This window comes from Paenibacillus sp. WG02 (assembly GCF_055396115.1).
The window spans coordinates 430,155-442,337 of the sequence record NZ_AP036016.1 but is presented as its reverse complement, the minus strand read 5'-3'; the positions used below and the strand labels follow the sequence as shown (position 1 = coordinate 442,337).

The following is a 12,183-nucleotide window of genomic DNA, read 5'->3' as shown; positions in this document are numbered from 1 at the left end:
TTAACGTCTCCCTCCCTTATTGAGATACCGAGGTCTGTTTAAGCAAATCTAATGCCTCGCTCACTTTCACCGGCCGGCCCAAACGGGAAGACAGCTTAGCAGCTAACGCGATCCGCTCAGCCTGCATACCGTCATAACCGCTCACAGGCACAGGCTTATCATTCAACAGACAATCGATGAAAATCTGTGTTTCTTCCATATAGGCAGCTTGATAGCGTTCCAGGAAGAAATGCAGCGGCTTTTCGCTAACAATAGCATCCGCCGTACTAATTACAGCCGTGTTAGGGTGATCGTTAGCAACAGCTACACTACCTTTGGAGCCAAATACTTCAACTCGTTGGTCATAGCCGTATACCGCTTGACGGCTGTTATCAATGACACCGAGAGCACCATTCTGGAACTTCAGCGTTACGATGGCGGTATCGACATCGCCGTGCTCGGCGAATACCGGGTTAATAAGCACATTGCCCTGCGCATATACTTCCTCAACCTCGCTTCCCGCTACATAGCGGGCCATGTCGAAGTCATGGATCATCATATCCATGAAAATGCCGCCCGACACCTTGATGTAATCAGCGTGTGGTGGATTCGGATCACGGGACGTGATTTTCACGATATGCGGATCGCCGATTGTTCCTCCTTGAACAACCTCGCGAACGCGCTTGAAGTTGTGGTCAAATCTGCGATTGAAGCCGATTTGCAGCTTCACACCTGCCTGATTAACCGCTGCAATAGCCGCTTCGGTTTGGGTGATATCCATGCTGATTGGCTTTTCGCAGAAAATATGTTTACCCGCCAGTGCTGCCAGTTGAATGAGCGGGACATGTGTATCCGTGGATGAGCAAATAAAGATGGCGTCGATGTCAGGGTTATCAATAAGCTCATGACTATCCTTTGTAACCGTCTTAATCTGACGTGAAGCAGCCCATGCCTCTAACTCAGGACCGGCAAACAAATCACTCACCGCGATGATTTCAACTTGAGGTATTCTCAGCAGATTGTCTGCGTGGATTTTACCAATTCTGCCTGCACCAATGATGCCGATTTTAATTTTATTCATTATGCGTTCCCTCCCGCTTTGCCTGTTGAACCGAATAATTGAATTTTAGCTCTAACGGAGGCGATGATCGCTTCCCGTGCTGGCACTAAATAGTTCCTTGGATCGTATGCCTCCGGATGCTCATTCAAGAACGAACGGATAGCGGCTGTACAAGCGATTTGATTATCGGTATTCACATTGATTTTGGCCGTACCGCAAGCGATCGCTTGACGGATCTCTTCATCTGGCAGACCGCTTCCGCCATGAAGCACAAGCGGCAGTCCAGTCAGCGTTCTAATTTCCGCCATACGATCGAAACCGAGCTTTGGCTGTCCCCGATAAGGACCGTGAACTGATCCAAGAGCAGGAGCTAAACAATCGATCCCTGTCTCCCTCACTAAACGAACACAGTCCTCGGCAACAGCGTACATGCCTTCGGCTTCGTCTACGACTAAGTCATCCTCGCGTCCGGTAATCCGACCCAGCTCCGACTCCACCGATACACCCAGCACATGAGCGGCTTGTGTTACTTGACGAGTAACCTCAATATTGTGCTCTAACGTATGATGTGAAGCATCGATCATGACAGAGGTAAATCCGGCATGGATCGCACGGATACATAGGTCATAGCTGGTTCCGTGGTCTAGATGAAGGGCTACTGGCACGGTTACCCCATAGTGCTCAATCAGCGATTTCACCATTCCTACAATACAGTTCAGTCCGCCCATATAAGGGATATAAGCCTCACTTACGCCTAGAATGACAGGCGCTTGTTCCTGCTGAGCAGCCTGTAAGATCGCTTGTGTAAATTCTAGGTTATTCAAATTAAACTGTCCGACCGCATATTTGCCTGCCAAAGCCTGCTGCAGCATCTCTTTCATTGACACCATGAAGTTCACCTCTCCCCGAACCCGCTATTACCAGCGAGCTGTGACCATTTTCTTACGCGTATAGAACTCCACGCCGTCCGTCCCATTCGCGTGCAAATCGCCGTAGAACGATTTTTTCCAGCCAGAGAAAGGGAAGAAAGCCATCGGTGCAGGAACGCCTAAGTTAATGCCGAGCATACCGGCATCGATATTTTCACGGAATTGGCGTACATTGCTGCCATCCTTAGTGAAGAGACATGCGCCGTTGGCAAAATCGGAGCGATTGGAAAGCTCGATCGCTTCCTCGAGAGTAGCCACTCTAATGATGGAGAGAACAGGAGCAAAAATCTCGTCCTCCCAAATTTTCATCCCGCACTCGACTTGGTCAAAGATCGTAGGTCCCACGAAATAACCTTGCCCCTCAGAAGCGGCGTCCTTACGTCCATCGCGAACCAGAAGCGCTCCTTCGGTTTCGCCGATTTCGATATATTTTAGCGTTCTTTCTTTATGCTGACCGCGGATAACAGGCCCCAAGAAAATGCCTTCCTCCAAACCATTTCCAATCGTAATCTTATCAGCAGCTTCAAGCAGCTTGCCGACTAGCGTATCGCCCACTTCTCCAACCGCCACCACGACGGAACAAGCCATACAGCGCTCGCCCGCAGAACCAAAGGCTGCATTAACGATTTCTTTCACTGCAATGTCCAAATCGGCATCCGGCATAACGATCGAGTGGTTTTTAGCTCCTGCGAGTGCTTGAACGCGTTTGCCATTGGCAGAAGCTGTTTTGTAAATATATTCGGCTACTGGCTGGGAGCCAACGAACGAAATGGCTTTAACTTCTTTATGTTCAAGTAGGCCATTAACCACGTCATGAGCGCCATGAACGATATTGAGCACACCAGCTGGTAAGCCCGCTTCATGGAACAGCTCAGCCAAGCGGTTTGCCAGATGAGGTGTGCGTTCGGATGGCTTCAGCACGAAGGTATTACCGCAGGCAATCGCAAGCGGGAACATCCAGCAAGGCACCATCATTGGAAAATTGAAAGGCGTGATACCGCCGATAACACCGATCGGATAACGGTACATACCGGATTCAAGATTGGACGCGATGTCTGGAAGCTGTTTGCCCATCATTAGCGATGGAGCCCCAGCGGCGAATTCTACGCACTCGATGCCGCGAAGCACTTCTCCGTAAGCTTCGTTGTAGCTTTTGCCATTTTCTTGCGTAACGATCCGCGCCAGCTCTTCCCAATGCTCCACCAGAAGCTGTTGGTATTTGAATAATACACGTGCTCTACGCGGTACAGGTGTGCGGCTCCAGGTCTGGAATGCTTCTTGAGCCGTACGAACCGCATGATCCACATCATCTTTCGTAGAAATTGGAATATGTGCAAGAATCTCTTCTGTTGCAGGGTTATATACCGGTTCTGTTTGTGTGGCTGTTGAAGCGATCCATTCGCCGCCGATCCAGTTTTTCAAAGTTGTTGTCATATGTGGACTCTCCTTAGTGGTTCGAATTAGTTAAGATGCTGTAATTTCACCGCGGTTGCAGCGCTCGATGTAGTCATTTACTCGATCCGTTGTCGGCATCGCATCAGAGCAGCTGTGACTGGAGATCACGATACAAGCTGCGGCACTGCCGTATTCCATACTTTTCTCAATCGTCCAGCCTTGCATGATGCCATAAATATAGCCAGTCTGCATAAGAATCACCTGCGCCAAACGTTTTGACCACCTTAGCCGGGAAGCTCTTGGCACGATGACCTACACCGTCTTGCGTATAAGCGATAGAACCTTCTTTGCCATGTTTGATAATGACAATTTTCGCTGAATAGTCGAACCATTTAGCAGCCGTGATACGGTCATTTTTCTCTGGATTATTTTCAAAACGTTCCATCATATCGAATTCTTCACGGGTACCCAGAATAATGTCACATTTCTCGGCCGCCAGATTGTAGTAAGCGGCTGTCTCTTCTGATGTCTTCCATGTGTATGGACGGTAATCCAGATCAAAAATGATGACGGCTCCATGCTTCTTCGCGTATTCCAGCGCCTGAAAGACAGCTTCGCGGGACGGGCTTTGCGCAAGTGCTGTACCAGAGATAAGCAATACCTTCGCTTCAGCAATCAGCGATTCTTGCACTTCCGAAGGTGTCAGCAGCAGGTCAGCCACATTGTCGCGATACATAAGGATGCTGCATTCCGTTGGGCTTTTGATTTCTGTAAAAGCTAGTCCGGTAACCGCTCCGGTATGATCAGTCACGACATTCGTTGTTTCGATGTTGTTCCGCTCTAAATAATCAGCGATGAAACGTCCCATTTGATCGTTGGCGATTTTGCCAATAAAAGCCGTTTTCATGCCCAATCTCGCCATGCCAATCGTAATGTTAGCGGGTGAACCCCCCACATATTTAGTAAAAGTCATGGTCTCTTCCATGGGACGATTAATTTCATTCGCATTCAAATCTATGCATAGTCTACCAATGGCTACAAAATCCAGCGGCTTCGACTGCGGAAAGGAAACATAGGTCATCAGATCGTTACCTTCTTTCTTGTGGAATGAGGGATTCTATATGTTGAAGTGCTTTCTTAGCGTATTCATAAGGGTTGTGTGCAGCCGGATCCTGCTCGCCTTCCAACATCGCCCATCCCACATATCCTTGAGATAGCAGCTCCTCAAATATAGGAGCAAAGTCGATACAGCCGTCACCAGGAACTGTGAACACCCCTTTGCGGATACAAGTCACGAAGTCGACCTTCTCGGCGCGCGCTTCATCTAACACGGCTTGCCGAATATCCTTCAAGTGGATATAAGCAATTCGCTTCTCGTGCTTGCGCAGCACAGTAAGCGGGTCTGCCCCGCCATAATAGGCATGACCGGTATCAAAGAGCAGGTGCACCAGAGAAGGATCCGTGAGCTCCATCAGCTTATCGATTTCCTCCGGACTTTCAACAACCGTTCCGCCATGATGGTGATACGTCAGTTTCAGACCGTACTCCTGCGCGATGGCTCCCGCAAGGTTCAGTCCTTCCGCTAAGCTTTGCCAGCCGGCTTCATCCAGACGAAGAACTTCCTTCTCGTTCGGGGAGCGGCGCGGGTCGAAATGGAGCGAGCCTCCGACTTCCGCTGTGCTGATGACCGTACTGCCCATTTCTTTGAGAAACTCTACATGTTTCCTATAGGCTTTCAGTTCCTCGTCCCTGTAAGCAGGATCAGAGAATAGCACGGATTTCCACTGTGACACTAGGCGTATTCCCCGCTTTTCCAGCTCCTGCTTCAGAACTGCAATATCGGTCGGATATTTGCGGCCCATCTCGGTACCTGTCAGCCCTAACGCCTGAATATCATCTAAAATCTGTTCATATGTGGTATCAGCGCCATGTTCTTTGACGTCTTCTCCCACCCAGTTGATGGGATGAATACCTAGCTTAAATGGCAGATCTATCATAGAAATGTTCCCTCCCCGTTATCGTTAAATGGGTCTCGCCGCTTGTATGTTTTTCTTCATCTCTTCGTGCGCTGCAATCACTTTCTCGCTCTCGGAAACTTCAGGAACACCTACCTGCCACCAGGATTCATAACCCTGTGTGTTGGTTCCGGGAACAACAGGAATTTCGATCAGCGTCGTGACCGTTTCTTCCTTCGCTTTAAGCAGCGCTTCCTTTAGTTCTTCAGGTGTGTTTGCTTTGTACGCCTTCGCGCCTAAACTGCGAGCATGTGCTGCGAAATCGATTGGCATATATTCGCCTGTCAACTTGCCCGAAGCGGCTTCACGATATCGAAACTCATTCCCGAAACCGTCGCTGCCGTGACCTCTTTGCAGATTATGGATGCATTGGAAGCCATGATTATCGAACAGCAGCACGGTAAATTTCCGGCCTTCTTGGAGGCTCGTGACCATCTCGGAGTGCAGCATCAAGTAGCTTCCATCACCGACCACGGCATAGACCTCGCGATTCGGCTCAGCCAACGCCGCCCCGAAAGCGCCGCTAACTTCATAGCCCATGCAGGAGAAACCATACTCCATGTGATAGGTTTTAGGCTCCGATGAACGCCATAAACGGTGTAAATCCCCCGGCAGGCTCCCCGCTGCGCATACAATGACAGCTGAAGGATCAATCGTTTGATTAATCACCCCAAGCGCGCGGGTTTGGGCAAAGCCCTCTTCACATTCCGCATTGTATAAACGGTCAACCTCGCCATCCCATTCCGCCTTCAAAGAACCTATGTAACCGGTCTCGTAACCGCTAACAAAGCGCTGCGCCGTCAAAGCATCTTTCAGTGCACTTAACGCTTCCTTCGCATCAGCCGTAATGCCGATCCCGCTCAATTTCGAAGAATCAAACCCGCTGACATTTATATTAATAAACTGCACCTTCGGATTTGCAAAAGCCGATTTAGATGCCGTTGTAAAGTCGGAATACCGCGTCCCTATGCCGATAATCAGGTCCGCTTGCTTCGCCAGCACATTCGCTGCGAGTGCACCTGTAACACCAATAGCACCAACATTCAGCGAGTGGTTCCAAGGCAACGAGCTTTTACCTGCCTGCGTTTCTGCTACAGGAATCCCAAAGGCAGCTGCAAATTCCATTAGTTCTTTCGTCGCGTCCGCATAAAGGACTCCGCCGCCTGCAATAATCAACGGACGCTGTTTGCCTACCATGCAGGCCACAGCACGATTCACTGCTTCTCTTGCTGGTGGACGTCTATCTAGATAGTGAACTTTCTTATCGAAAAAGGCTTCCGGATAATCGTACGCCTCTGCCTGCACATCTTGAGGTAAAGCTAGCGTAACCGCTCCTGTTTCTGCAGGATCTGTTAACACTCGCATCGCCTGTACAGCCGCGCTCATCAACTGCTCTGGGCGAACAATTCGGTCCCAATATTTACTGACGGATTTGAAAGGATCGGTGGCCGACACCGTATAATCACCCACAACCTCTAGCTGCTGGAGCACTGGATCCGGCTGTCTTGAGGCAAAATTGTCTCCTGGCAGCAGCAGCACCGGAATCCGATTGACTGTCGCTGTTGCCGCGGCGGTCACCATATTCAGAGCACCTGGTCCAATCGAAGTCGTGCAGGCATAGATTTGCCGACGGTTTTGCTGCTTGGCGTAAGCCGCCGCGGCATGGACCATCCCTTGCTCATTCTTGCCTTGTATATAAGTAAGGTCGCCTGCGCTCCGTTCCAAGGCTTCTCCAAGTCCTGTCACATTGCCATGACCGAAAATCCCCATGACACCACGTACAAACTTGGTCTCTTGTCCATCCACAGACACGTACTGTTGGTCCAGAAAACGCAGCAGCGCTTGTGCCATCGTTAGTCGAATCGTACTCATGACCATCTTCCTTTCACGATAAAGGTTAAGCGCTTAATCTCTCAAGGTTAAGCGCTTAATCCGATAGTACAACATATTGATTTCGACCGCAATGCCTTTTACAAAAAAAACTCTTGGGCGAAGGATTGATGTTGTGCCTTACAGATTTGTCCACCCTATTTAACCTTGGATTTAGCGCTTAACCTTATGGCATAGCTCGGCTATTCCTGTATTCCTTGGGTGACATTTGGAACTGCTGTTTGAAGACATTCGTAAAATAGTTCGGCTCGTCAAACCCGATGGCAGAAGCGATCTCGAATATTTTCATATCGGTATTTCGGAGCAGCAATGCCGCCTTATCCATACGGAAACGGGTAACGAAGCGCGTAAAGCTTTCACCTGTTGCCTTTTTAAACACGACGCTAAAATAGCTTGGATTTAAATGAATATGCGAGGCCACATCGGTCAAGCGGCATTCTTCATTGTAGTGCTCCTCAATGTACTTGACGGCTCTCTCGATCAGATTGTCACTTTTGGCCGCCTGCCAGTTGTTAAATTGCTGCTGGAAGCTCTTCACTTGCTCCGCAGCCCAATGGAGGACTTCTTCAGAGGTCCAATGCGTCTGCGGCATTTCGTTAGGAATCCTGGCTAGCGCATTGTTATCGTCGGGATCAAATTGCTTCTGAATCGTCCCAAGCATAGCAATGGAGAGAGATAACGCCCCTATTCGCATTTCCTCTGGCGATGAATGGGTCAGCTCCGCCAGCACCCGATCCAAAAGAAGCTGAAGACTGTCCTCCTGACCAACCAGGATGGCAGACATCAGTTGAACTTCCATCTCTCTAACCCTCGCTTGGTTTAGTGATAGCATGATTCCCGATCCTATCTCACTTCCACTCTCAGGAAGACTGTCAACAGATCCGTAGACAATTCCTTTGGTCAAATTATACAAATCCGCTAACTCATTAGCAGAAGGAGCGAGCCCCATTGAAATCATATGCAAACGAATTTTCAAATACTCGAAGGAAGCTCTTTGAATGGCTTCTTGCAAACTCTCTTCGACACCATGATGTGCCGAAACCAGTACAAAGCTGTCATGCTCCACCAAAAGAAGCTGAGCCTCCAGCCCCGCTCCATTCAGCAGCTCTAGGGCGATATTGGAGAACGCAAATTGCACCAGACTCATGTCGCTTTTCCCATACGCTTTATTTGCCAAATCCTCACTGTTCATTTGCAGAAGCCACAGCTCCTTACCAGCCAGACCCTCCGTTAACCTTGCTGCTATGTTCTTCTCATAAGGCAAGTCCAGCAAAGCCGCTCGAAGCTCCTGATCTTGCTGGAGCCGCAGCTGCACTTGCTGCTGCTGCTTCTGCGCATATTTTACATAGAACCGCTCGGATGCCTTATTCATCACCTGACGAACATCCTGTTCCGTGCATGGTTTGGTCAGAAAATCCAACGCACCATGTCGAACGGCCGCTTGTGCATACTCAAAATTTTTGTAGCCCGTCAAAATGATGACAAGCATGTCGGGATAGTTCTGCCGCAAATGCCCTACGAATTCGATCCCGTCCATGATGGGCATTCGGATATCGGTCAACACCAAGTCAGGCTTAAGCTCGTCCAGCATCGCTAAGGCATCCTGCCCGTTGCTAGCTTCGCCAACCACTTCCCAACCCAATTCTCTGCCCTCTAACATCTTCATCAGCCCTTTTCGAAAATTCGGCTGGTCTTCCACAATCAATACTTTCCCGATTCTCATGCTGCTGAACCTCCTGTCTCGACATTGTTTACAAAAGGCAAAACAAGGCGCATAGTGGTACCGCTTTCAATCACGCTATTGATCTCCAAACGATAAGGCGTCCCGTACACCAGCTCGATTCTCCTTACAACACTGCGAACCCCGAGACTTTCTCGCCCATCTGAACGCTGTGGCAAAGACGAGCCCTCGAAGCCAAGTATTTGCGAAATGGCCACTTCGTCCATACCGCAGCCATTATCCGTTACTTCTATCTCCAGAAAGCCATCGCGACTGCTCGCTTTAATCAACAACACTTTATGCGACACTTTGTTGCGAAAGGCATGCATAAACACGTTTTCTACCAATGGCTGGAGAAGTGACCGCATAACCTGGCCATTCAGAACGTCATCATCCGCTTGAATAATCGTCTCCAAGTCCGTTTCAAACAGCTCTTTCTGCACCTTCAAATAGTTACGGATCTGCTGAAATTCTTCCCTCACAGTGGTTAGCGTACGCACAGGCATCAACGAATATTTGAGCATCTCCGATATAGCCGCGATTAAGGCTGCCGTTTCGATCTCGTCTTGCAGATAAAGCTTCCAATAAATTTCGTTAAACATATTATGCAGAAAATGTGGATTCAGTTGGGCCTGCAGCGCTTTAAGCTCCGCCTCCTTCTCACTTAACTGCGTCAAATACACTTCCTTGATCAGCCTTCCGACTTGTTCGGCCATTGCGTTGAAGCTCTCTCCGATATAAGCCAGTTCATCTTTGGTTCGAATCTCGATGCGCGTATCGAAATCGCCCGATCTTACCTTGCGCAGACCCTGCAGCAAATCCTTGAGCGGCCGCAGCAGATTGCCCGTGGAGAGTACGATCAACACACTAGTGAGAAGGATGCTTATTAGGCCAGAGTAAACAATTTTCTGGAATAAATCTCGATTCTTGCTTTGAATAGCCGTAAGCGATGTTCCGCTGACCAGCTTGAAGGAAGTCACCTCGGACTGTCCTTGAACGAACAAATGCTGATCCATGATCTGAGTTTGACTCAAATTTTTCAGCCGTTCCCGTTTATCTACCGAGCTTTCCGGCGTATTACTAAATAACAGCTCATTATTCTTATTGTACAAATAGACTTCGCCCTCTCCATTCTTCGTCAGTTCCTTGAGAGAACCTGAGAAGAACGACTCGTCAAAAGCCATCACGAGCACACCGTACGTGTTCAAAGCGCTATTTTTCATCCAACGAGCCACAATGATTGTGTTTCTGAACCCGCTTGGTTCCACAGAGGATGATAATGGCATATTGATCCATACTAGGTCCCCGTAAGTGTCGTTGATTTTGGATCGGATTGTACTGAATACGCTCTCACTCGGGATATTAATGGCCGAGGTGGTATAGCTGAAATAAGAAGGATTCCCTTTGAGGTCATACAAGTACATACCTGTAATATATGGCGCATCGGATTTGATCTGGAAAATCTGTTCTTCGATTTGCTTTTTGTTGTAATACAAATTAAATGGATCGGAATCTTCGCTCGAATTGATCCGTGTGATGACCTTTTCGATTTCAGGGTTAAATACGACCGTTTGGGAGATCCGTATAACCTCCTGTACTTTCAGGTCCATCTTCGCCAGTGCCTCTTCGTTCGTACTCGAAAACTGCTTGCTGATTTCTTCCTCAAAAAGCGACAAATTATAGCGATACGTTAAATAGCCCGTTACGCCGAAGGCAAGCAAAATGATGACGGATAAGCTGAGAATCAGTTTTACCCTGAAGCTCCGGTTAATGCTTAGTAAAAGTCGACTCCATGATCTCATCTCATTTACCCCTATATCTTCGTATTGACCAATCCCTTGACGACATTATAGCAACATCATTCGTGTTCCTGCCATCCTTTTTGACTTGTAGGAAAAAATTGAAAAAAGCTTAATTCATCGATCATGAACTAAACTTCTTGGCAAAGCGCTGTTTCTACAGCTCTTCGAATTTATTTTCTAATTTAGTATCAACCGGCTGCAGGAGCTCATCATCGTTATTGTCACGCACTGTTTTCTGGAGAACAAAGGAGGACATCGTCAGGAACAAGGCCGTAACAGCGTAATAGCCTTTGACAGAAAGCAGCTGCTCTAGATTAATAATGCCGATAAACATACCCAGAAGTGCTAGAGCAAACGAGCTCCAGGCCAAAAAGGTGAAAGCCGCTGTATTGCGTTTGCGTGAACCGTAGCCATCCTCCAAATTATCACGAATAACCTTCTGCAAGACAAAAGCCGACATCGTGAGGAATAACGCGCATACGGCGAAATAACCCTTAACACTCAGTGATTCTTCCAACGTATAAATCCCGATGAACATCGCCAGGAATGCCCCAATGAAAGATGCCCATGCCATAAAAGTAAATGCTGTCGTATTCCGTCTCCGCTGATCCATCATCTCAAAAAGCCCCCTGTGGTTGCTGTGCAACGCTTTAATGTCTTGCTCTTGCTTCTCAGTATAGGAGAAATTTCCCATTCCAGATAGTACTATTTACCAATAGTACCCAAAAGCTCTGGCATACTAAAACGCGGTTAATATGGTTCTTGTGCGGTGCTAAACGCGTTACACCGCTCAAGACGTATATGTTTGAGCATTCGTTAGCTTGGTACGGGTAATGTTGTACGTTGTACAATATTTTGCAAGCTAATCGACATTTTTCACGCAAATGTTGCAGAAAAGAGTCGATTTCATAATAATAGTCCGATTTTTCCACAAGGGATCAATTCGGGAGAAATGCGAAGTTGGATAAGAGCCTTTAGAGACTGCTATTTCTTCATTTCCACCGTATTTCGTAAAAATAAGAGTCCCTAGAGACTCTTATCCGTCAAGTAAAGTGTGAAATCGAGAGAAAAGCAATCGGATAAGAGCCTTTAGAGACTGCTATTTCTTCATTTCCACCGTATTATGTAAAAATAGGAGTCCCTAGAGACTTTTAACGTTCAAGTAAGGAGCTAATTGCACAATAAAGCCCAATTTTCCTACAAGGCGCCTTAAAAATCGTACAAGCTATTGACATTCAAATGAAAAGAATTTATCCACTAAATGCCCTGATTTGTAGTACTTAAACGGAGAATAACAAGATATCTTGGCACCCAATGGATATCTTGGGTAGGTGACTGTTTTTTGTACGTTGTACAACTTGGCTGCTTAATTTCCTATTTCTACTAGAAACAA

8 protein-coding genes and 2 pseudogenes are annotated in these 12,183 nt (G+C 47.8%); all 10 read right to left on the bottom strand.

Annotated elements, in window-relative coordinates; genetic code table 11:
* Nucleotides 1–16: 16 nt before the first annotated feature.
* On the bottom strand, nucleotides 17–1,060 hold the full coding sequence (iolG, locus tag ACBP55_RS02035; RefSeq protein ID WP_173187876.1) for an inositol 2-dehydrogenase: 1,044 nt from the start codon (nucleotides 1,058–1,060) through the stop codon (nucleotides 17–19).
* The gene (gene fba, locus ACBP55_RS02030; RefSeq protein ID WP_464649377.1) at nucleotides 1,060–1,929 is read right to left on the bottom strand and encodes a class II fructose-1,6-bisphosphate aldolase; all 870 of its coding nucleotides are present in this window, start codon (nucleotides 1,927–1,929) and stop codon (nucleotides 1,060–1,062) included. Before fba ends, iolG begins: the two co-directional genes overlap by 1 nt.
* Before the next feature lie 27 nt (nucleotides 1,930–1,956).
* On the bottom strand, nucleotides 1,957–3,402 hold the full coding sequence (locus ACBP55_RS02025) for a CoA-acylating methylmalonate-semialdehyde dehydrogenase (RefSeq protein ID WP_464649375.1): 1,446 nt from the start codon (nucleotides 3,400–3,402) through the stop codon (nucleotides 1,957–1,959).
* A 30-nt stretch (nucleotides 3,403–3,432) separates the two neighbouring features.
* Nucleotides 3,433–4,444: pseudogene (iolC, locus tag ACBP55_RS02020) on the bottom strand (5-dehydro-2-deoxygluconokinase).
* 7 nt (nucleotides 4,445–4,451) lie between these two features.
* Nucleotides 4,452–5,360, bottom strand: a complete 909-nt coding sequence (iolE, locus tag ACBP55_RS02015) for a myo-inosose-2 dehydratase (RefSeq protein ID WP_464649373.1) — start codon at nucleotides 5,358–5,360, stop codon at nucleotides 4,452–4,454.
* Nucleotides 5,361–5,384: 24 nt separating this feature from the next.
* The gene (iolD, locus tag ACBP55_RS02010) at nucleotides 5,385–7,250 is read right to left on the bottom strand and encodes a 3D-(3,5/4)-trihydroxycyclohexane-1,2-dione acylhydrolase (decyclizing) (protein ID WP_464649371.1); all 1,866 of its coding nucleotides are present in this window, start codon (nucleotides 7,248–7,250) and stop codon (nucleotides 5,385–5,387) included.
* A gap of 184 nt (nucleotides 7,251–7,434) precedes the next feature.
* Nucleotides 7,435–8,991, bottom strand: a complete 1,557-nt coding sequence (locus ACBP55_RS02005) for a response regulator transcription factor (protein ID WP_464649369.1) — start codon at nucleotides 8,989–8,991, stop codon at nucleotides 7,435–7,437.
* Entirely contained in the window at nucleotides 8,988–10,790 is a 1,803-nt protein-coding gene (locus tag ACBP55_RS02000) for a sensor histidine kinase (protein WP_464649368.1), read from the bottom strand. Before ACBP55_RS02000 ends, ACBP55_RS02005 begins: the two co-directional genes overlap by 4 nt.
* A gap of 154 nt (nucleotides 10,791–10,944) precedes the next feature.
* Nucleotides 10,945–11,160: a YiaA/YiaB family inner membrane protein gene (locus tag ACBP55_RS01995; RefSeq protein WP_268633527.1), complete on the bottom strand. Its 216-nt coding sequence runs from the start codon at nucleotides 11,158–11,160 to the stop codon at nucleotides 10,945–10,947.
* 42 nt (nucleotides 11,161–11,202) lie between these two features.
* Nucleotides 11,203–11,403 (bottom strand): annotated as a pseudogene (locus ACBP55_RS01990) (YiaA/YiaB family inner membrane protein); the annotation flags it as partial.
* Nucleotides 11,404–12,183 lie beyond the last annotated feature (780 nt).